The following is a 22105-nucleotide window of genomic DNA, read 5'->3' on the forward strand; positions in this document are numbered from 1 at the left end:
AACCCGATGGAAGCGATACGCATTCGGGGTGCGCGCACCCACAATCTGAAGAATGTCTCGCTGGATCTGCCACGGCAGAAACTGGTGGTGATGACGGGTCTGTCCGGTTCGGGCAAGTCTTCGCTCGCGTTCGACACACTCTACGCCGAGGGCCAGCGGCGATACGTTGAAAGCCTTTCGGCCTATGCGCGCCAGTTCCTGCAACTGATGGACAAGCCGGATGTCGATCTGATCGAGGGCCTGTCCCCGGCGATCTCCATCGAACAAAAGGCGGCGGGCCACAACCCGCGATCGACGGTCGGCACCATCACCGAGATCCACGATTACCTGCGCCTGCTGTACGCCCGCGTGGGCACGCCGTACTGTCCCGACCACGGCCTGCCGCTGCAGGCGCAAAGCGTCAGCCAGATGGTCGACACGGTGCTGGGCTGGCAGGCCGATACGCGCCTGGCGATCCTCGCGCCGGTGGCGCGCGCCCGCAAGGGCAGCTTCGAGGACGAGATCGCCAGCCTGCAGGCACAGGGCTACGTACGCCTGCGCGTGGATGGGCAGATGGCCGAAATCGACAGCATGCCGGCGCTGAAGAAAACCGAAAAACACGACATCGACGTGGTCATCGACCGCCTGCGCGTGCGTGCCGAAAGCGGCCAACGCCTGGCGGAAAGCTTCGAGACCGCGCTGGCGCTGGCCGACGGCCGCGTGGTGGCGCTGAACATGGACAGCGAGCGCGAACAGGTGTTTTCCAGCCGCTACGCCTGCCCGGTGTGCAGCCACAGCCTGCCCGAGCTGGAGCCGCGCCTGTTCAGCTTCAACAACCCCATGGGCGCCTGCCCGAGCTGCGACGGCATCGGCCAGGTCGGCTTCTTCGATCCGAAGCGCGTGGTGGCGTTTCCGGAATTGAGCCTGGCGGCGGGCGCGATCCGCGGCTGGGACCGCCGCAATGCCTTCACCCATACGCTGCTGACCAGCCTGGCGGCGCACTATGAATTCGACATCGAGGCGCCTTTCGAAAGCCTGCCGGACGCCGTGCGCGACAAGGTGCTGTACGGGTCGGGCGAAGAGGAAATCGCCTTCGTCTACCTGAACGAAAAAGGCCGCAGTACGGTCAGGCGGCATGTGTTCGAGGGCGTGATCCCCAATCTTGAGCGGCGCTGGAAGGAAACCGATTCGGCCACGGTGCGCGAAGAGCTGGGCAAGTACCGCAACATCAAGGTATGCCCGGACTGCCATGGCTCGCGCCTGCGCGCCGAAGCGCGGCACGTCCTGATCGGCGCGGAAAAGCGCGATGACAGCGAACGGCACGGCCTGGCGATCTACGAAGTCGAAGGCATGCCGCTGTCGGACTGCCTGCGCTGGTTCCAGGAACTCGCGCTGACCGGGGCCAAGCAGGAGATCGCGCAGCGCATCGTGCGCGAGATCGAAGCGCGGCTCAGCTTCCTGAACAATGTGGGCCTGAACTACCTGTCGCTGGACCGCAGCGCGGACACGATATCGGGGGGCGAGGCGCAGCGCATCCGGCTGGCCAGCCAGATCGGCTCCGGCCTGACGGGCGTCATGTATGTGCTGGACGAGCCCTCCATCGGGCTGCACCAGCGCGACAACGACCGCCTGATCGGCACGCTGCAGCATCTGCGCGACCTGGGCAACAGCGTCATCGTCGTCGAGCACGACGAAGACATGATCCGGTCCGCCGATTGGGTGGTGGACATGGGCCCGGGCGCCGGCGAGCACGGCGGCCAGGTGGTGGCGCAGGGCACGCCCGCGCAGGTGCAGGACGACGCGCAATCGCTGACGGGGCAATACCTGAGCGGCCGCCGCGCCATCCAGGTGCCCGAGCGCCGTCCGGTGGACGACGAACTGCCCTGGCTGGTGGTGGCCGGCGCCAGCGGCAACAACCTGAAGAACGTGGATCTGCGCGTGCCCGCCGGGCGCCTGGTGTGCGTCACGGGCGTGTCGGGCTCCGGCAAATCCACGCTGATCAACGACACGCTGGCGGTCGCGGTGTCGCGCCAGCTGCATCATGCGCAGGCCGAGCCCGCCCCCTTCGTGTCGCTGGATGGCCTGGAGCATTTCGACAAGATCATCAGCGTCGACCAGAGCCCCATCGGCCGCACGCCGCGCAGCAATCCCGCCACCTACACGGGCCTGTTCACGCCCATCCGCGAACTGTTCGCCGGCGTGCCGGAAGCCCGCGCGCGCGGCTACGATCCCGGCCGCTTCAGCTTCAACGTCAAGGGCGGCCGCTGCGAGGCCTGCCAGGGCGACGGCGTGGTCAAGGTGGAAATGCATTTCCTGCCGGACATGTACGTGCCCTGCGACGTCTGCCAGGGCAAGCGCTACAACCGCGAAACCCTGGAGATCCGCTACCGCGGGCGCAACATCAGCGAAGTCCTGGACCTGACGGTGGAACAGGCGCTGGAATACTTCGATTCGGTACCGGCCATCTCGCGCAAGCTGCATACGCTGATGGACGTCGGCCTGTCCTACCTGCGCCTGGGCCAGAGCGCGACTACCCTGTCGGGCGGCGAGGCGCAGCGCGTCAAGCTCTCGCAGGAACTGTCGCGGCGCAGCACCGGCCGCACGCTGTACATCCTGGACGAGCCCACGACGGGGCTGCATTTCCATGACATCGAACTGCTGCTGAAGGTATTGAACCAGCTGGTCGACGCCGGCAATACGGTGCTGGTCATCGAGCACAACCTGGACGTCATCAAGACCGCGGACTGGATCATCGATATGGGTCCGGAAGGGGGGGACGGCGGCGGCCGCGTGGTGGCGCAGGGCACGCCGGAAGCCGTGGCCGAAACGCCGGAAAGCCATACGGGCCACTATCTCCAGCGCGTGCTGGATGTCGCCCGGGCAACGCCGGCGGCGACGACACCGCTGCGCAGGAAAGCCAAGTAGACTTCCATCTGCTTGAGCAGCAGATGGATCACCCGCATGGCCGCCCGCCCGACGCGCGCCGCAACGGCATCGCGCGTCGCGCGTCCGGGGGGTTTCCCGACGCCACCGTATGGGCGGACACGTCACCGCAAACACGCCGGACCCGCCTGGAGCCTCTATGTACACCCTTCTGATCGGCAATAAAAACTATTCGTCGTGGTCGCTGCGGCCGTGGCTGGCGCTCAGCGTGGCGGGGATTCCGTTCAAGGAAGAAAAACTGACGCTGTTCACGCCGGAATTCTCGGCACGCCTGGCCCCCATCACCCCGGCCGGCACGGTGCCCGTGCTGCTGGACGGCGACTTCGCCATCTGGGATTCGCTGGCCATCTGCGAATACGTGGCCGAACGCCACCCGCAGGCCCGGCTGTGGCCCGCCGAGCCGAAAGCACGGGCGCGCGCGCGGACGCTCGCCGCCCACATGCACAGCGGCTTCAGCGACTTGCGCAACGTCCTGCCGATGAATGTGGAAGCGCTGCTGCCGGGCGTCGATATCACGCCGGCGGCACGGCAGGATATCTCTCGCGTGCAAGCCATCTGGCAGGACACCCGCGCGGAATACGGCCAGGGGGGCCCTTTCCTGTTCGGCGCCTTCAGCATCGCGGACGCCTTCTTCGCGCCCGTCGTCTCGCGCTTCATCACCTACGGCGTGACGGCCGCCGCCGGACCGGTGCGCGAGTACATGGACGCCATGCTGTCGCTGCCCGCCATGCAGGCATGGATACGCGACGCGAAAGCGGAAGGGATCTTCCTGCCACCGGACGAGCCCTACCGTACGCACCGGTAGACGGGCCGCGGCGCATCCGCCGGCAATGTCGAAATTCCCCGGCCCCACTCGTCGTCATGGGAGCGCGCCGGCTTTGCCGCGCGGCGCTTCCCGCCATCAAGCCACCGCGCCGGGCTCGCACCCATGGCGCGGCACAGGAGAAGACATATGACACACGGCATCGAAGGCCGTAAACGCTGGTACGCCCTGACGGTACTCTGCCTGGGCGTGCTGATGATCGTGCTGGACACCACCATCGTGAACGTGGCGCTTCCCTCCATCCGCGCCGACCTGGATTTCACCGAAACCTCGCTGGTATGGGTGGTCAACGCCTACATGCTTACCTTCGGCGGTTTCCTGCTGCTGGGCGGGCGCCTGGGCGACCTGTACGGGCATCGGCGCATGTTCCTGGCCGGCCTGGCGTTTTTCACGGTGGCCTCGCTGGCCTGCGGCATGGCGCATACGCGCGAATTCCTGGTGGGCGCGCGCGCGGTGCAGGGCCTGGGCGGCGCGGTGGTGTCCGCGGTTTCGCTGTCGCTGGTGATGAATCTGTTCACGGAACCGGCCGAGCGCGCCAAGGCCATGGGGATCTACGGCTTCGTCTGCGCCGGCGGCGGCAGCATCGGCGTGCTGCTGGGCGGCCTGCTGACGTCCACCCTCAGCTGGCATTGGATCTTTCTGGTCAACCTGCCCATCGGCGTGGCGGTGTATGGGCTGTGCCTGGCGCTGATTCCACGCGGCCGCGGGCTGGCCGCGGACGGCCCCCTGGACATCGGCGGCGCGGTCACCATCACGGCGGCCCTGATGCTGGCCGTCTACGCGGTCGTCAACGGCAACGAGGCGGGCTGGGGCTCCACCCAATCGGTCGCCATGCTGACGGCAGCCGTGGTCCTGCTCGCCCTGTTCCTGGCCATCGAATCGCGCGTGCGCGCGCCGCTGGTGCCGCTGCGCCTGTTCCGCCTGCGCAACCTGGCTATTTCCAATATCGTCGGCGTGCTATGGGCGGCCGCGATGTTTGCCTGGTTCTTCATTTCGGCGCTGTACCTGCAGCTGGTCCTGGGCTACGACCCCATGCAGATCGGGCTGTCCTTCCTGCCGGCCAATGTGATCATGGCGGCGTTTTCCCTGGGCTTGTCGGCGAAGCTGGTCATGCGCTTCGGCATCCGCCTGCCGTTGAGCGCGGGCCTGCTGATCGCCGCCGCCGGCTTGCTTCTGTTCGCCTACGCGCCGGCCAACGGCAGCTTCGCGCTGCACGTGCTGCCCGGGATGCTGTTGCTGGGCCTGGGCGCCGGCATCGCGTTCAATCCGGTGCTGCTGGCGGCGATGAGCGACGTCCAGCCCAGCGAATCCGGGCTGGCCTCCGGCATCGTCAATACGTCCTTCATGATGGGCGGTTCCTTGGGGCTGGCGGTACTGGCCAGCCTGGCCGCGGCGCGCGCCGGCGCGTCCGCCGCCGCGGGGGCGGCCCCGGCCATCGCACTGAACGACGGCTATCGGCTGGCGTTCCTGTGCGGCGCGGCATTCGCGCTGCTCGCCGCGATCCTCGGCTTGTGGCTGCGCACCCGCCTGCAGTCGGCGCAGGGCGGACACGAGGGCCAGCAGGCCCACGAGGCCTCCGCGCGGCACGCGGGACAAAGCGTGCAGGGCTAGCCCGTTAACGCGGGAAGAAACCTCGCATTGGCCGAGTCCGGGGCGGCAGACCAGGCGCGGGCGACGCGACGGCGGTGCGCGCTCAGGACATATCGAACAATCGTTTGTGCTCGCGCATCGCGTAGCGGTCCGTCATGCCCGCGATGTAGTCGGAGATCGCCCGCGCCTGCCCTTCACGCCGCTGGTAGTCCGGCGGCAGCAGCCGCGGATCCGAAAGAAACGCCGTGAACAGGTCCCGCACGATGCGCCGCGCCTTGGACGTCATGCGCATCACGCGGAAATGCCGGTACAGGTTCTCGAACAGGAAGCGCTTGAGCTCGTCCGCCTCCGCCCGGGTCTCTTCCGAAAAGCCGACCAGCGGCGGCGCCTCGCGCACATCCTCCACGCTTTCGGGCCGGTGCTGCGCGATGCGCCCCGCGGTGGTGGTGGTCAGGTCGACGATCAGCGTATTGATCATGCGCCGGATGGTCTCGGCGATCATGCGGCGCTGTGACACATCCGGATATTGCGCCACCACCGCGTCGTAGTGGCGGGCAAAGAAACACACCTGCCGCATTTGCTCCACCGTCACCAGGCCCGAGCGCAGGCCGTCGTCGATGTCATGGTTGTTGTAGGCCACTTCGTCCGCCAGGTTGGCCAGCTGTGCTTCCAGCGACGGGCGGCGGCGGCGGATGAAGCGTTCGCCCACCGCGCCCAGCTGCCGCGCATGCGCCAGCGAACAGTGCTTCAGTATGCCTTCGCGCGTTTCGAAGCACAGGTTCAGGCCATTGAACGCCGCATACCGCTCTTCCAGTTCGTCGACGACGCGCAGGCTCTGCAGGTTGTGTTCGAAGCCGCCGGCACCCGGTGCGAGTTCATGCATGCAGGCATTCAGTTCATCCTGGCCGGCGTGCCCGAAAGGCGTGTGGCCCAGGTCGTGGGCCAGCGAAATGGCTTCGGTCAGTTCTTCGTTGACGCGCAGGCTGCGCGCCAGCGTGCGCGCGATCTGCGCCACTTCCAGGCTGTGCGTCAGCCGCGTGCGGAACAGATCGCCTTCGTGGTTGATGAAGACCTGCGTCTTGTATTCCAGCCGCCGGAAGGCCGTGCAATGGATGATGCGGTCGCGATCGCGTTGGAATTCGCTGCGGTTCTGCGGCGACGGTTCCGCATGCGCGCGGCCCAGGGTGCGCGAGGGATCGGCGGCGTAAGGGGCGAGTGTGTCCGCGATGGTATTCATAGGGCAATGATCGTTGATTCCTGTCTATCGGACCATCGCCGGCACGAATCAGGCGACGGTGCGCGCCAGCACCCGGCGCACGGCATCTTCCGGCGCGGCCCGCGCGACGGCCTGGCCAATACGTGGCGTCAGGACGAAGCGGATCTCGCCGCCTTCCGCCTTTTTGTCCACCCGCATCAACGCCAGCCAGCGTTCCGCGCCCAGGTCGGGCGCCGTGGTGGGGCAGCCGATGGCCTGGACCAGCTTCCTGACGCGGGCCACGTCGGCCGCCGGCAAGCCGGCCACTTCCGCGGACAGTTCCGCCGCCTGCACCATGCCGCAGCCGACCGCTTCGCCGTGCAGCCAAGCGCCATAGCCCAGGCCGGACTCGATCGCGTGGCCGAAGGTGTGGCCCAGGTTCAGGATGGCGCGCAGGCCCGATTCGCGTTCGTCCTGCGCCACGACCTTGGCCTTCAGTTCGCAGGACACCCGGATGGCGTGGCCCAGCACGTCGCGATCCAGCGCGCGCAGCGACGCGGCGTGAGCTTCGCACCATGCCCAGAAATCGGCGTCCAGGATCATGCCGTACTTGATCACCTCCGCCAGCCCCGCGGACACTTCGCGCGCCGGCAGCGAGGACAGCACGTCCGTATCGATCTCCACCGCCACCGGCTGGTGAAAGGCCCCCACCATGTTCTTGCCCATCGGATGATTGACGCCCGTCTTGCCGCCGACCGAGGAATCCACTTGCGCCAGCAGCGTGGTGGGCACCTGCACGAAACGGATGCCGCGCATGTACACGGCGGCGGCAAAGCCCGCCATGTCGCCGATCACCCCGCCCCCTAGCGCCACCAGCACGGAACGCCGGTCGAAGCCGTTGGACAGCAGCGCGTCGAAGATCAGGTTCAGCGTGCGCCAGTCCTTGTGTTCCTCGCCGTCCGGCAGGTCGATGCGCACGACCTTGCGCCCGGTCCTGGCCAGGGCGCGCTCGGCGCGCTGGGCATACAGGGACGCGACGGTGGGATTGGTGATCAGCCCGATGGCGGTGGCGTTGGCCGGTATGGCCTCGTCCAGATGGTCGAGCCGGCCCGGCGCGATGCGTATGGGATAACGGGCGCCGGGAACGGCGACGTCGACGACATTCATGCTTTTTTCTCGTAGGCCTGCAGCTTGGGCACCAGGTGCTTGACCAGGGTGCTGACGGGAATGCACCCGGTTTCGATGGTCAGGTCCGCGACCTCCCGGTACAGCGGTTCGCGCTTGTCCAGCAGCTCGCGCAGCGTACCGCGCGGGTCGGCGGTGGCCAGCAGCGGCCGGTTGCGGTCGCGGCAGGTGCGGCGGTACAGCTCATCCACACTGGCGCGCAGGTAGATGACGATGCCCTGCTGGCGCAGCACCGCGCGGTTTTCCTCGGCCAGGATGGCGCCGCCGCCCGTGGCCAGGACGATGCCGGGGCGCGCGGCGCAGTGCGCCAGCGCGGTGGCTTCGCGGCGGCGAAAGCCTGCCTCGCCCTCGATTTCGAAAATGACGGGGACACGGACGCCGCAGCGGGATTCCAGCTCGTGGTCCAGGTCGACGAATTCACGGCCGAGCACGCGCGCCAGCGACCGGCCTATCGTCGTCTTGCCCGCGCCCATCATGCCGACCAGGAAAATCGGCGTGTCGTAGGGGACGGTCGCCCGCGGCGCGGCGCAGACGGCGGCGCAGGCTTCGGATTCGGGTTCGACGGCCGGCACGGCGGCCGCGCAATCGGGTTGGGACGCGTTCATAAGGCGTATTATCCCATTGGGATCAGTTGCCCGCGCGCCACACTGAACCACGCTGTTACAGAAACCGCGCGCACAGTCGGATTGGGGGCACGGGTTCCCCGTAAAATCGCGGCGATGAGCAAGCCCCAGACTCCTTCTTCCAAGAAAGAAAAGCCCGATTCGAGCGGCTCCCCCTTTTTCCGTTTCTTCTTCAAGCTAGGCATTTTCTGCGCGGGACTCGCCGGCTGCGGACTGCTGCTGGGCGGCATGGCGCTCGCCCTGGCGTGGCCGAACCTGCCCGACCTGCACGCGATGACGGACTACCGCCCGCGCGTTCCGCTGCGGGTCTTTACCGCCGATAAAGTGCTGATCGGCGAGTTCGGCGAGGAACGGCGCAACGTGCTGCGCTTCAACGAAATCCCGGACGTCATGAAATCGGCCGTGCTGGCCGCGGAAGACGACCGCTTCTACCAGCATGGCGGCATCGACTGGACCGGCGTGGTGCGCGCGGGCCTGACCAACCTGATCAGCATGTCGAAGTCGCAGGGCGCCAGCACCATCACCATGCAGGTGGCGCGCAACTTCTACCTGTCGTCCGAAAAGACCTACACGCGCAAGTTCTACGAACTGCTGCTGACGTTCAAGATCGAGGCCAGCCTCAGCAAGGACCAGATCCTCGAGCTGTACATGAACCAGATCTACCTGGGTCATCGCGCCTACGGTTTCGCCGCGGCGTCGCGCACCTATTTCGGCAAGCCGCTGTCGCAGATCACGCCGGCCGAAGCCGCGATGCTTGCGGGCATACCGAAGGCGCCGTCGCGCTTCAACCCCATCTCCAACCTGCCCCGCGCGGAACTGCGCCAGCATTACGTGCTGGGCCGCATGCGCACCCTGGGCTACCTGACCGACCCGGAATATCAGCAGGCGATGGGCCAGCCCATCGTCATCAAGTCGGCCGAGGGCACGCCGGCCGGCGGCTATTCCATCCACGGCGAATACGTGGCCGAACTGGCGCGCCAGCTGCTGTACGGCGTCTACCAGGACAACGTGTATTCGCGTGGCCTGAATATCTACACCACGGTGCAGTCCAAGGACCAGGAAGCCGCCTACCGGGCCGTGCGCGACGGCGTGCTGGAATACACCCGCCGCGCGCCCTACCCGGGTCCGGAAACACAGCTGGATCTGCCCGCCGGCGTCGAAAAAGACCCGCAGGCCCTGGACGATGCGCTGGACGGCGTACTGGACAAATATTCCGATAGCGACGACCTGCTGGTCGCGCTGGTGCTGTCCGCCAATCCCAACGAAATCAAGGTGGCGCGCAGCTCGCGCGAGATCATCACCATCAGCGACAAGAAGGTCCTGTCCGTCGTCGCCCGTGCCCTGAACCCGAAGGCCAAGGACGACCAGCGCATACGCCGCGGGTCGGTCGTGTACATCCACAAGATCGGCCCGGACGACTGGGAAGTCCTGAACATGCCCGCGGTGCAGGCGGCCTTCGTGTCGCTGTCGCCGCAGGACGGCGGCATCCGGTCCATGGTCGGCGGCTTCGACTTCTACCGCGGCAACTTCAATCGTGTCACGCAGGCGTGGCGCCAGCCCGGCTCGAACATCAAGCCCTTCATCTACTCGGCGGCACTGGAGCGGGGCCTCACGCCGGCCACCCAGATCTCCGACCAGCCGTTCGCGCTCAGCGCGGCGCAGACCGGCTCCAAGGCGTGGGCGCCCAAGAACTACGGCAACGAGTACGAACCCATGCTCACCATGCGGCAGGGCCTGTACAAGTCCAAGAACATGGTGTCGATCCGCATCCTGCAGGCCATCGGCCCGGCTTACGGACAGGATTACCTGACGCGTTTCGGCTTCGACAAGTCGCGCCAGCCCGCGGTGCTGCCGCTGGCGCTGGGGGCGGGTTCGGTCACGCCGCTGCAGCTGGCCGGCGCCTATTCCGTCTTCGCCAACGGCGGCTATCGGATCACGCCTTACCTGATCGACCGCGTCACCGACAGCAGCGGCAAGGTCATCATGCAATCCAAGCCGCTGGTCGCCGGCGACTCGGCCGCGCGGGCCATCGACGCGCGCACGGCCTTCGTCATGGACGACATGCTGCGCGGGGTCGCCACCTACGGCACCGCGGCGCGCGCCCGGGCGGTCCTGAAGCGCAACGACATCGCAGGCAAGACGGGCACCACCAACGAATCCGTGGACGCCTGGTTCTCCGGCTATACGCCCAGCCTGGAAGCCACGGCCTGGCTGGGCTATGACCAGCCGAAGTCCCTGGGCTCGCGCGAAACCGGCGGCGGCGCGGCCCTGCCGATCTGGCTAAGCTACATGCAGGAAATGCTCAAGGGCGTGCCCGAGCAGAAACAGCGGCCCCGGCCCGACGGCCTGCTGGTCGAAAACGGCGAGTTCTATTTCGCGGAATTCCCGCCCGGCCAGGCCGTGGCGCGGCTGGGGCTGCCGGCACCGGGTTCGGACAGCCTGGGCGACCTGTTGAATACGCTGCGCGCGGCCAATGCCGATGGCCGGCCGTCCGGCACCAGCTTCGGCGAGGGCTCCGTGCCCGGGCAGCAGTAATCCGCGGCCCGCGCCGCTTCGGGAAGCCGGCGACTAGGGCCTGTTAACGCTAGACCTTGACGGTGATCGGCGCGCCGGCCGCCTCGGAACAGATCTGCGACAGCGCCTCGTGCAGGTCCGGGCCGCCGCGTGTGTCGCGCCAGTGCTGGCCGTCGTAGCGGTAATGAAAGCCCCCGCTGCGCGCCGCCACCCAGAGTTCCTGCATGGCCGCCTGGCTGTTGATCACCACGTGCGTGTCGTCCTCGAAGACCAGGGTCAGTACATTGCCGCTGCGGCTGGTTTCCACGTCGACATCGAGCGAGCCCGCCCAATCGTCGGCCTGGCTTTCGATGCGGTCAAGCACCTGCTCCGCCAACGCAAGAAATTCGGTTTCGTTCATAATCCAGTCTGCAAGAATTACGGAGTTCCCAGTGTCCCACCCGGCATACAGCCGTACCGCTCTACGCATTGTAGCCACGCTGGCTGCCGCCGCGTCGCTGGCGGCCTGCGGCTACAAGGGCCCGCTCATCGCGCCTTCCCAAGCGCCCGTGCTCAAGCCCCCGCCCAAAGTGATCGCGCCGATGAGCTTCCGTGCCGCCCCTGGTGTCCACCTGGGCACCGCCCTCCCCGACTACCCGCCGTCCGCGACGCAACGATGAACGCACTTACCCCCGCGCCGGCGCAACCCGCCGGCTATCCCCATTTCCACTATCGGCACGGCGTGCTGCACGCGGAAGGCGTGCCGCTGCCCATGCTGGCCGAACGCCTCGGCACGCCGCTCTACGTCTATTCGCGAGCCGCGCTGCAGGCCGCCTGGGAATCCTACCGCGAGGCCATCGCCGGGCGCGACGTCCTGGTGTGCTACGGCATGAAGGCGAATTCCAACCTGGCGGTGCTGAAGGAGTTCGCCCGCCTGGGGGCGGGTTTCGACATCGTGTCGGGTGGTGAACTGCACCGCGTGCTATCGGTGGGCGCGGATCCGGCCAAGGTCGTGTTTTCCGGCGTCGGCAAGCAGGCCTGGGAGATGCGCAAGGCGCTGGAGGCGGACGTCAAGTGCTTCAACGTCGAATCCGAAGCCGAACTGCATCTGCTGTCGGACGTCGCGGTTTCGCTGGGCAAGACGGCCCGCGTGTCGCTGCGCGTGAATCCCGACGTGGATGCCGGCACGCATCCCTATATTTCGACGGGGCTGAAGGAAAACAAATTCGGCATCGCCATCGCCGACGCGCCGCAGGTCTACCGGACGGCCGCCGCGCTGCCGGGCGTAGCGGTCACCGGCGTAGACTGCCACATCGGCTCCCAGATCACCGACGTTTCGCCCTACCTGGACGCCCTGGACAAGCTGCTGGACCTGATCGACGGCCTGCGCGCCGCCGGCATCGAGATCGAACACCTGGACCTGGGTGGCGGCCTGGGCATCCGCTATACCGACGAAACCCCGCTGCGCCCCGCCACGCTGCTCGGCCAGGTCTATGAACGCCTGGACGCCCGCGGGCTGGGCCGCCTGAAGCTGATCATGGAACCGGGCCGTTCCCTGGTGGGCAATGCCGGTGTCCTGCTGACCACCGTGCAATTCCTGAAGCACGCCGAAGCCCGCAATTTCGCCATCGTGGACGCGGCCATGAACGACCTGATTCGCCCCACGCTGTACGACGCCTGGCACGGCGTGCTGCCGGTACAGCCGCGCGGCGGCGCCACGCAGGAATACGACGTCGTCGGCCCGGTGTGCGAAAGCGGCGACTGGCTGGCCAAGCAGCGCGCCTTGGCGGTGGAGCGCGGCGACGTGCTTGCCATCGAATCCACGGGCGCCTATGGCATGGTCATGTCCAGCAACTACAACACCCGTCCGCGCCCCGCCGAAGTCATGGTCGACGGCGCGGCATTCCACGTGATCCGCCAGCGCGAAACCGTGGAAGACCTGCTGCGCGGGGAAAGCACGCTGCCCTGATCGTCGCCGTTCCGCGCGGGCATCCCCAAGCGGACCCAAGGCGCTCTCCGGGGCGCCTTTTTGCTTGACCGGCGCATCCCCTTGCGTCCCACGTGAAAAAGGCGCCGAGAGGCGCCTTTTCGTTGTGACGGGTCGGTGGCGCCCTAGAGCTGTCCGTAGGAATGCAGTCCCGACAGGAACATGTTCACGCCCAGGAACGCAAAGCCCGTGATCAGCAGCCCCACCAGGGCCCAGTACGCCGCCATCGCGCCGCGCAGGCCCTTGATCAGGCGCATGTGCAGCCAGGCGGCATAGTTCAGCCAGACGATCAGTGCCCAGGTCTCCTTGGGGTCCCATTGCCAGTAGGCGCCCCAGGCGTCGGCCGCCCATAGCGCGCCCAGGATGGTCGCCACGGTGAAGAAGGCGAAGCCCACGGTAATGGCGCGGTACATGATGTCGTCCAGCACCGCCAGGGGCGGCAGGGCGGCCGCGACGCGGCGCCGGCCCAGCAGGATCGCGCCGACGATGACCGCGCCCGCGCCGAAGTACTCCATCCACGCGGCCGACAGGCCCTGGGTGCGGAACACCATGGGCTCCGCGCACAACAGCACGCCCAGCACGAACAAGGGGGCCAGCTTGCGCCAGGACGTCGTTTCGCCGTGCTCTTTCACCAGGTAGGCAAAACCGACCATGGCCGACAGCGAGAACGTGCCGTAGCCGATGAAATTGGCCGGCACGTGCAGCTTCATCCACCAGCTCTTGAGCGCCGGCACCAGCGGCTGGATCTGCGCCGCGTCGCGGGTGAAGGCATACCACAGGAGGAACATCACCGCGGACGAGATCACCAGCAGCACGAAACCGCCCAACGCGCGGGTAGCGTAGCGGCGTTCGTAATACAGGTAGAAAAGCGCGGTGATCAGGGAAAACAGCACGAAGACTTCGTACAGATTGCTGACCGGAATGTGGCCCAGGTCGGGCCCCATCATGTGGCCTTCGCGCCAGCGCACCAGCATGCCGGTCACGCCGGCAAACACCGCGCCCCAGGTCAGCGCGGTCCCCAGCCAGGCGGCCGTGGGGCTGAACAGCCCCAGCCAATAACAGACCGTGGCCAGCACGAACAGCGCCGACATCCACAGAATGGCCGACTGCGAGGACAGCAGGTATTTCAGGAAGAACACGTCCTCGGCATGCGCCAGGTCGTTGCCATACAGCATCACCGCCAGTCCGCTGGCCAGCGCCACGGCGATCATCAGGCGGCGCAGCGGGCGCCACAGCCATCCCATCCAGGTCAGCACGAGCACCGCGCCGCTCAGGATGACTTTCTCGTAGTAATCCATGGACCCCGCGAAGCGGGTCAGCGCATAGCCGGCACCCACGGCCAGCAACAGAAAGAACACGGCATCGGTCCAATCGGGACGTCCGCGCCGGATGCGCGCGTCGCCGCTTTCGGCCATGCCTTCCTGCCACGACGTATCGTGCACGGGGGAAATTGCGGATTCGGACATGAGCTTGCTACCTCACTGCTTCAGGCGCAGCAGCGCCTCTTTGAGCCGGTCGAATTCACGGAGGAAGTCCAGTGTACGCCGCTGGGACGTCATGGCGGCATGGACGGCGCTGCCGCGGCCGTCCGGGCCGGGCGCCACCCACACCCAGACGCGCCGGTCGCGAATGAAGAACATGCTGAACACGCCCAGGATCAACAGCAGGCTGCCGACATACACGGCCTGCTTGCCCGGCGTACGGCTGACCTGGAACACGCTGGCCTGCACCTGCTTGAAGTCCGCCAGCGAAAAGAACACGGGGGCGGGGTACATCGCCAGATCGGAAAGGGCAGCCACCGCGACGCGCGACCACACCGCCGCCCGTTCGGCGCCCTCGCCTTCGGTGGGCAAGGCCGGCAGCCCCGCGCGCTCGCGCTCCATCACGCGAAGCTCGGCCACGCTGGCTCCGATCAGGCGCACCACGATATCGGCCGCGCGCTCCAGTTCGGGGGCGGGCGCGTTGCTCTGCAGGAAATTCGCCACCGCCTGCAACCCGCCTTCGGAAAAGGTCTGCAAGGCACGGTCGGCGGCCGTCTCCAGGGGCTGGCGATCACCGCCGGCCGGCGCATTCTTTTCGGCGAAGCGGCGCGCCGCCTCCTTGCGGGCCCGCGGATCGGCCAGCAGGGCGCGCAGCCGCATGAACTCGGCAACGGAATTATCGTCATCCGCCGGCAGCCGCAGGTAGCGGTAGTTTTCGCCGGCATTGTTGCGCACGCCGGCCAGGAATACCGGGAAGCCATCCAGCTCCACCGGAAGCATGTAGTTGCGGAATTCATGTGCCTGGCCGCTGGCGTCGATCAGGCGGTACTCCACGGCCGGCCCCACGTTGCGCAGGTGCGCGTTCTGCTTGCCCGCGGCACTGCCCGCCACCGACGCCACGTCCTGCGCGAAGTCGCGCGCGGGCTTGGGCGTGCCGCCCGAGAGGTCCTCGACATTGATGGGGCGCAGCGCGGTGATGTCCACCTTCAGGTCGCGCGCGTCGGCGGGGGCGCTGTTGCCGGTGTCGGTGCTTTTGCCTACCGTGCCGGATAGCTCGAACGTCGCCGCATCGGTGCCGCGCAGGGAATAGCCGCGCAGCTGCACGCTGCTGCCGCCGTCATCGAAACTGGACTGGTAGACCGTCACACCCTTGTAGCGCAGCGGCTCGTTGACCTCGATGGTTTTGTCGAAGGTCTTGCCGGTATCGGGATCCCGCACCTCGACTTCGCTGGCGAAGCGGCTGGGCATGCCGGTGGAGTAGTAATCGACGATGAACTTCTTCAGCGTCACGGTGAAGGGAATCGGCTGCACCAGCGCGCCGTCGCCCACCATCACCACGGCATTATTCGCGCGCCCGCCCTCCGGGATCATCATGCTGGAGCGGAAGCTGGGGTTGTTGACCGACAGCCGGCCGCTGGGCGGCACATCGCTGATCAACATGTTCTCGACGATGGGCTTCTTGCCGCCCAGCCACACCTGCGCGCGCACCGCCAGCTCGCTATCCAGCAAGCCGCCGACGCAGATCACGATCATCGCCGTATGCGCGAAGATATAGCCCAGCCGGTTGGCGCTGCCCCTTTTGCCGGCCAGCAGCACGCCTTCGCCGTCCTGGCGTTCCTTGACGGCATAGCCCAGGGACTTCAGCAGCTGCCGGGTGCGGCCCAGCGTATCGGGGGCCGCGGCCCCGCTGTCGAACTCCACCCGCTGCGGAAAGGCACGCAGGCTGGACAGGCGCACGTATTCGCGGAACGACACCGCGTCGCGCAGCATCTTGGGCGCGTTGCGCGTCAGGCAGACCCCGGTGGACACCACCAGGAAAGTCATGATCAGCAGGAACCACCAGCTGTTATAGACGTGCCAGAGCGAGAACTTGTCGAATACCGTATACCAGAACGGGCCGAACTGGTCGACGTAGGCGGACGATGCCTGGTTCTGCACCAGCACCGTACCGACGATGCTGGCCACGCAGATGAACATCAGCAGGCTGACGGCGAAACGCATGGAGCCCAAGAGCTCCAGCATATCCGCGGGCAGGGAACGCAGGTCGTGGCGAGGGGTCGGGGGATTCTGATGCATGGAAGAAGGAGGCCGCCTGAACGACTGGGCGACCCCCTTGCCGGGGCCTGGCCCCGTCAGCGCAGGCCGGCGGCGTAGTCGGAAACGGCCTTGATATCTTCCAGCGTCATGCGGCTGGCGATCTCGTGCATGGGTTCGCTGTTGTTCCGGCTGCCTTCCTGGAACAGTTTCAGCTGTTCCTCAATATACGACGGGAATTGGCCGGAGAGGCGAGGATACTGCGCCGGGATACCCGCCGCGTTGGCGGAGTGGCACGATGCGCAGGCCGGCACGTTGCGATCCGGCAGACCGGCGCGCCAGATGGTCTGGCCCCGCTCGACCAGGGACTTCTGCCCGGCCGTGGCAGGCTCCTTCAATTGCTGCTGCGACAGGTACAAGGCGATGTTCTGCATGTCCTGCGGCGTGAGGGACTGCACGATGGCGGTCATCGGCGTGGGATTGCCCCCGGCGCCGCTGCGCAGCGGCGTCGTGGCGCCCTGCTTCAGCTGGAAATCGCCCAGCTGCTTGGCCAGGTACTCGTGGGCCTGGGCCGCCAGATTGGGATTGGTGGGAATGGTGCTGCTGCCGGCAGCGCCGTGACAGCTCGCACAGGCGATGACGCCGCGCGCCTGGTCGCCGTTGGTGTAAAGCTGCTCGCCTTTGCCTGCGTCCGGCTTGGCCGCCGGCGCCGGGGCGTCGGCCGCGATACTCGGAAAAACGGCGGTCGTACCCAACACCAATCCGCCAACAACCAACATCCGGGACAGCACACGCTTCATGAAAACCTCGACGTTCGCAGCATCGACTCACGGCGCTGGTACGCACCGTTTATGATTTGCCTATGTTTTCCATTCGCCCGCCCAGGACCTGCCGGTGTACCCCGAGTTCTGTGATGCGACGCGGCGTGCTACACCGTCAGGCGGACTGACGCCCACCCTTGCAAACGCCGGATTATACAATAGGGCTCGTACCCCTCTATTTACCCATTCCCCGTGTCCCTTCTGCATCGCGCCTCGTTCTTCATCTCGGCAGCCCGCCTGGACCAGCTGCCGCCGCCCGGCGCGCCGGAAGTCTGTTTCGTCGGACGCTCCAATTCCGGCAAGTCCACCGCCATCAACGTCCTGACCAACCAGCGCCGCCTGGCCTTCTCCAGCAAGACGCCCGGACGGACGCGGCTGATCAATATGTTCGGCCTGCCGGATCCCTATGACCCCGACCAGCACCTGGGCTTCCTGGTGGACCTGCCCGGCTACGGCTACGCCGCCATCAGCCAGGGTGAGCGCGACAAATGGGCGGAACTGCTGGGAGGCTACCTGGCCACGCGCGCCTCGCTGGTGGGAGTGGTGCTGCTGATCGACATCCGCCGCGGCGTGACCGATCTGGACCGCCGGCTGGCGAACTTTATCGCGCCCACCGGGCGCCCGGTGCTGGCCCTGCTGACCAAGGCGGACAAGCTGCCCTACGGCCAGCGCATGCGCACCGTCTTCACGGTGCGCAAAGACCTGGCCGACATCGGCGCGCTGCATACCGTGCCGTTCTCGGCGCCGGACCGCATCGGCCTGGAAGAAGCCGGCGAACACATCGAAAACTGGATCTCTCCCAAGGTAGTGCCATGAACCACCACATCGTATCGGCCGGCTTTCCGGCGTCCCGGCCCCGTCGCCTGCGCCGCGATGATTTCACGCGCCGCCTGGTCCGCGAGAACACGCTGACCGCCAACGACCTGATCTACCCGGTTTTCGTGGCCGACGGAAAAGGGCTGCGCCAGGACGTGCCCTCGATGCCCGGCGTAGTGCGCTATTCGCCGGACACCCTGCTGCCGGTGGCGGAAACCTGTATGGAACTGGGCATCCCGGTGATGGCCCTGTTCCCGGTGATCGACCGTTCGCTCAAGACGCCGGACGGCAGCGAGGCCGCCAATCCGGACGGCCTGGTGCCGCGGGTGGTCGCCGAACTCAAGAAACGCTTTCCCGACCTGGGCGTGCTGACCGACGTGGCGCTGGATCCCTATACCAGCCATGGGCAGGACGGGCTGATCGACGAAGCCGGCTACGTACTGAACGAGCCCACGGTGGAAATCCTGGTGAAGCAGGCGCTGGTGCAGTCACAGGCCGGCGTGGACATCGTCGCGCCCAGCGACATGATGGACGGGCGCATAGGCGCGATCCGCCAGGCGCTGGAAGACGCGCAGCACATTCATACCCGCATCATGGCGTATTCGGCCAAGTACGCCAGCGCCTTCTACGGTCCGTTCCGCGACGCCGTGGGGTCGGCGGCGAACCTGGGCAAATCCAACAAGGCGGTCTACCAGATGGACCCGGGCAATATCGACGAAGCGCTGCGCGAAGTGGCTGCCGACCTGGCCGAAGGCGCCGACATGGTCATGGTCAAACCCGGCATGCCCTACCTGGATGTCCTGCGGCGTGTGAAGGACGCCTTCCGCGTGCCGACCTTCGCGTATCAGGTCAGCGGCGAATACGCCATGCTGAAAGCCGCGGCGGCCAATGGCTGGCTGGACCACGACAGGGTCATGATGGAAGCCCTGCTGGGCTTCAAGCGCGCCGGCGCGGATGGCATCCTGACGTACTTCGCCATCGAGGCGGCGCAGCATTTGAAACGCGGGTGACGCGTGTCGCGTGCGGTGCGCCACGTGCGGACTATGGCCTATGGCGTATCGCGTGCGGCGCGCCGCGGGTGACCGCTTTGCCGGACCGCGCAGGAGCCAGCTACGTCGGACACTTCCTGCGCCGTGGGCTTGCCTGGCCGATCAAGAAACCAGGCCGGCGGATTTTCGCTTCAGAACGAGCTGAAGCTGCTGTTTCCCGCGATCAAGCCTGCTGATTCTTCCCGCACATTCGCGATAGGCCTGGTCATCGCCTTTGGCCAGGTAATCCCGTTCGGATTGTTCCACGCGCGATCGGATGGTCGAGTGCAGTTCCATGACGTGAAGGATATCGTCTCGCGAAGCCTTATCGATAAAGGACTCCCTGAACCACTTGACCTTATCGTTGGCTTCCTGGTCCCGCTCGTCCGGGAAACCGGTTCTTGCGGCGCTTATAAAGTCGATAAAGTCTTCTTTTTCCCCACCCATTTTTATATATCTTTCTATTTCCCCCGCCCATTGCCTTGCTATCTCGTTCCTGAATTCCTCTTCGGACAGCGAGTGGGCATCGTCCGATACCGGCCTTAGGGAATGGGCGTCGTTATCAACGTTGTAATACCCGAAATAGTAAGGGTCGGTGTTGGCCCGAACCTTCGGAAACGAGAAAGCATGGACCAGGCCCCCTGAATGATTGCCTCGCTTTCTTGTAAAGAGCTCAAGGCGCTTGAAGCGCTGCAAAGCGCCTTGCGCTGCCGAAAACCATGAATAAGAATGGACCAGCGTCATACCGTCGACTTTCGGTAGATTCTTGATACGCGACAACATGTTCAATCTCCCAATCGAAGTAGGGAGTCGAGTGTATATAGCGGAAAGGCGCACGCGATCATGAGTCGGTCTGAATCGCCGTCGCGCGTTTTCCAGTTCGCGGAAAAACAGCCAAATCCCCGGTCCAAGGGCTGGAGTGGCAGCTAAGGCGTGACGACGCGGTCCAGCGATTCAGCGAAACGGCGCGCATCCTGGAAACCGATGACGCGCACATCGGCGCGCTGGTTGCCATCGGCATTGAAAAACAGGATGCCCGGCGGGCCGAACAGGCCGAAGCGCTTGAGCAAGGCGCGGTCGTCCACATTGTTGGCGGTAACGTCCGCGCGCAGCAGCAACATGCGCGACATGCGGGCCGCCACGGCGGGATCGGTGAAAGTGAACTGCTCCATTTCACGGCACGATACGCACCAGTCCGCATAGAAATCGAGCAAGGCCGGGCGGCCGGCGGCAGCGAGCGCCGCATCCAGTTCCGCCACGGATCGCACCGGCGTGAAATGGAGTTCGGCGCCATTGCCGGCGGTGCCGGCCACCGGAAGACCGGGCATCCCGGCAGCGGCAGCACGGTCGTTCGCGGCAAGATGCGACAACGGCCGCAGCACGTCGCGCCCGCCGCTCGCGGCGCCCACCAGTAGGATGACGGCAAGCAGGGCGAGCAGCAAGCCCATTCCCTTGGCGAACATGCCAGCGGTACCGCCACCGGCACGCAAAGGTTCGAAAGCACGCAGCATGACCGCGGCGACCAAGCCCAGCAACGCCCATCCCGCCATCTGCGTCCAGGCGGGCAGCAGCGGGGCCAGCATCCACCATGCGGTGGCCAGCAACAGCATGCCGAACAGCCGTTTCACCCCTTCCATCCATGGACCTGCCTTGGGCAGCAGGCTGCCGGCGGAACCGCCGACGATCAGAAGCGGCACGCCCATGCCCCACGCCATGGCGAACAATGCGGCGGCACCGAGGACCACATCGCGGGTCTGCGAAATATAGACCAGCGCACCGGCCAAGGGCGCGGCCACGCAAGGGCCCACGATCAACGCCGACACCGCCCCCATCACGAAGGCGCCCGTGCCGCGGCCGCCGGGAACGCGCGACAGCCACGTAGTCAGTCCGCTCTGCATGCGGGTGGGCGCCTGCAGCGTGAACACATCGAACATCGCCAACGCGAGCACGGCCAGCAGGGCGGCAAACACGGCGAGTACCCATGGCGTTTGCAGCCAGGCGGCCAGGCCGATGCCGCTCAGTCCCGCCGCGACGCCGAGCGCGGTATAGACCAGCGACATGCCCAGTACATATGCCGCGGCCAGCGCCAAGCCTTGCCGGCGCGTCGCCGGCTGCCCACGCCCGGCGCCCACGATGACCGAGGAAACGATGGGAATCATGGGCAGTACGCAAGGCGTCAGTGAGAGTAGCGCACCCAGCAGGAAAAACACGCCGGCCGTCTTCAGCCACCCCATGCCGGCAATGGCGGCCGCCAGCCCGACGTCGTCGCTGTTCGCAAGCGTGGTCAGGCCGGTCGGCGCGCCGGCCGCCGATGTCACGGCTGCGGCCTGGCCCTGTGCAGCCTGGCCGCCGCGCCCGGCTTGGGCGCCGGCGTCCTGCCCCGGCGGCGATCCCGTCGCCGTCAGGGCCGCGCCTATGGACGGCGCGGCCGAAAAGCCGCCTGGCGCGCCCGTGCCGGACGCATCCGGCGCGCTGGCCGCCGCCAAGGCCGCCACGGCGGAAGGATCCATCGCCCCGGTACCCGTGATCCGGTACCCGCCCGGTGCGGGCTGCAGGGACACCGTATGTCCCATGGGCGGATAGCACACGCCTTTGTCGGCACAGCCCTGCCCTATCACCTTCAGCGTGAATGCGCCGCCGCCGGCCTGCAGCGGCACGCGGATCGACAGTGGCTTGTGATAGACCTCCATGTTCTTGTCGAAGGTCGGGTCGTACTTGACGTCAGCGGGCGGAAATACCGGATTGCCCAACACGGACGTCCCGGCCGGATCGACCGAGAACACGAACCGCTCCCGGTACATGTAATAGCCGCTGGCCACGTCGTAGTCGACCCGTACCGTGGCAGGGCCGTCCATGGTGACGGAAAAGGGGAATGCCTGCTCCGGCGTCAGGAAATCGACTTCCGCGTGCGCGGCGGGCAACGCCAGCACCAGCCACGCCAGCATCAGCACCAAGGCCGACGCCAGCCGCGCGGCCCAATGCGCCGGCTGGCGGCACGGCCTGCGGATAAACCCGGGCGCAGCCGCTTGCGGCATATCCGCAGGCACGCGGGTACGGCCCGTGGAAGCGGCCTTCAGGCCTTTCGGATATAGCGACGGCATTGGAAT

Annotated in this window: 17 protein-coding genes; 8 read left to right on the plus strand and 9 right to left on the minus strand. The window is 66.6% G+C overall.

Annotated features, from left to right (window positions below; all coding sequences use genetic code 11):
* Positions 1-6: 6 nt before the first annotated feature.
* From uvrA to AKI39_RS24245, 3 genes are all read left to right on the plus strand, one after another.
* A complete protein-coding gene (gene uvrA / locus AKI39_RS24235) occupies positions 7-2904 on the plus strand; it encodes an excinuclease ABC subunit UvrA (RefSeq protein ID WP_066641725.1) in 2898 nt (965 codons plus the stop codon).
* A gap of 157 nt (positions 2905-3061) precedes the next feature.
* Positions 3062-3727 carry a glutathione S-transferase family protein gene (locus AKI39_RS24240; protein WP_066641726.1) on the plus strand — a complete coding sequence of 222 codons (666 nt, stop codon included), beginning with the start codon at positions 3062-3064 and terminating at the stop codon, positions 3725-3727.
* Between the two features lie 147 nt (positions 3728-3874).
* The gene (locus AKI39_RS24245; RefSeq protein WP_066641727.1) at positions 3875-5356 is read left to right on the plus strand and encodes a DHA2 family efflux MFS transporter permease subunit; all 1482 of its coding nucleotides are present in this window, start codon (positions 3875-3877) and stop codon (positions 5354-5356) included.
* An 82-nt stretch (positions 5357-5438) separates the two neighbouring features.
* Here AKI39_RS24245 and AKI39_RS24250 read toward each other — a convergent pair whose 3' ends face one another.
* The 3 genes from AKI39_RS24250 to AKI39_RS24260 are packed head-to-tail and all read right to left on the minus strand — an operon-like array spanning position 5439 to position 8320.
* Positions 5439-6572: a deoxyguanosinetriphosphate triphosphohydrolase gene (locus AKI39_RS24250; protein ID WP_066641728.1), complete on the minus strand. Its 1134-nt coding sequence runs from the start codon at positions 6570-6572 to the stop codon at positions 5439-5441.
* Between the two features lie 48 nt (positions 6573-6620).
* On the minus strand, positions 6621-7697 hold the full coding sequence (aroB, locus tag AKI39_RS24255; RefSeq protein WP_066641730.1) for a 3-dehydroquinate synthase: 1077 nt from the start codon (positions 7695-7697) through the stop codon (positions 6621-6623).
* Complete coding sequence (locus tag AKI39_RS24260; protein ID WP_066641732.1) at positions 7694-8320, minus strand: shikimate kinase; 627 nt, start codon at positions 8318-8320, stop codon at positions 7694-7696. Before AKI39_RS24260 ends, aroB begins: the two co-directional genes overlap by 4 nt.
* Positions 8321-8434: 114 nt before the next feature.
* On the opposite strand from AKI39_RS24260, the gene AKI39_RS24265 reads away from it, so the two are divergent.
* Entirely contained in the window at positions 8435-10873 is a 2439-nt protein-coding gene (locus AKI39_RS24265; RefSeq protein ID WP_066641734.1) for a penicillin-binding protein 1A, read from the plus strand.
* A gap of 49 nt (positions 10874-10922) precedes the next feature.
* Here AKI39_RS24265 and cyaY read toward each other — a convergent pair whose 3' ends face one another.
* Positions 10923-11252 (minus strand): iron donor protein CyaY, encoded by a 330-nt coding sequence (gene cyaY / locus AKI39_RS24270; RefSeq protein ID WP_066641744.1) that lies wholly within the window; start codon positions 11250-11252, stop codon positions 10923-10925.
* On the opposite strand from cyaY, the gene lptM reads away from it, so the two are divergent.
* Both lptM and lysA read left to right on the plus strand, forming a co-directional pair.
* Positions 11203-11511, plus strand: coding sequence for an LPS translocon maturation chaperone LptM (gene lptM / locus AKI39_RS26145; protein ID WP_235610710.1), 309 nt, complete (start codon positions 11203-11205; stop codon positions 11509-11511). The two genes, cyaY and lptM, sit on opposite strands and share 50 nt — an antisense overlap.
* Entirely contained in the window at positions 11508-12800 is a 1293-nt protein-coding gene (gene lysA, locus AKI39_RS24275; RefSeq protein ID WP_066641745.1) for a diaminopimelate decarboxylase, read from the plus strand. The genes lptM and lysA overlap by 4 nt, the downstream gene beginning before the upstream one ends.
* Positions 12801-12943: 143 nt before the next feature.
* Here lysA and ccsB read toward each other — a convergent pair whose 3' ends face one another.
* The 3 genes from ccsB to AKI39_RS24290 all read right to left on the minus strand — a co-directional run bounded on the left by ccsB (position 12944) and on the right by AKI39_RS24290 (position 17133).
* Positions 12944-14233, minus strand: coding sequence for a c-type cytochrome biogenesis protein CcsB (gene ccsB / locus AKI39_RS24280; RefSeq protein ID WP_443103685.1), 1290 nt, complete (start codon positions 14231-14233; stop codon positions 12944-12946).
* Between the two features lie 63 nt (positions 14234-14296).
* A complete protein-coding gene (locus tag AKI39_RS24285; protein ID WP_083229168.1) occupies positions 14297-16300 on the minus strand; it encodes a cytochrome c biogenesis protein ResB in 2004 nt (667 codons plus the stop codon).
* A 131-nt stretch (positions 16301-16431) separates the two neighbouring features.
* Complete coding sequence (locus AKI39_RS24290) at positions 16432-17133, minus strand: c-type cytochrome (RefSeq protein WP_201258534.1); 702 nt, start codon at positions 17131-17133, stop codon at positions 16432-16434.
* Between the two features lie 213 nt (positions 17134-17346).
* On the opposite strand from AKI39_RS24290, the gene yihA reads away from it, so the two are divergent.
* Together yihA and hemB are read left to right on the plus strand one after the other, a co-directional pair.
* Positions 17347-17970, plus strand: a complete 624-nt coding sequence (yihA, locus tag AKI39_RS24295; RefSeq protein ID WP_066641748.1) for a ribosome biogenesis GTP-binding protein YihA/YsxC — start codon at positions 17347-17349, stop codon at positions 17968-17970.
* A complete protein-coding gene (gene hemB / locus AKI39_RS24300) occupies positions 17967-18980 on the plus strand; it encodes a porphobilinogen synthase (RefSeq protein ID WP_066641750.1) in 1014 nt (337 codons plus the stop codon). The genes yihA and hemB overlap by 4 nt, the downstream gene beginning before the upstream one ends.
* Before the next feature lie 141 nt (positions 18981-19121).
* Here hemB and AKI39_RS24305 read toward each other — a convergent pair whose 3' ends face one another.
* Positions 19122-19781, minus strand: coding sequence for a hypothetical protein (locus AKI39_RS24305; RefSeq protein WP_066641752.1), 660 nt, complete (start codon positions 19779-19781; stop codon positions 19122-19124).
* 143 nt (positions 19782-19924) lie between these two features.
* On the minus strand, positions 19925-22099 hold the full coding sequence (gene dsbD, locus AKI39_RS24310) for a protein-disulfide reductase DsbD (protein ID WP_235610711.1): 2175 nt from the start codon (positions 22097-22099) through the stop codon (positions 19925-19927).
* Between the last annotated feature and the right edge of the window lie 6 nt (positions 22100-22105).

This window comes from Bordetella sp. H567 (genome assembly GCF_001704295.1).
In the GTDB taxonomy this organism is placed as follows: Bacteria; Pseudomonadota; Gammaproteobacteria; order Burkholderiales; family Burkholderiaceae_B; genus Bordetella_C.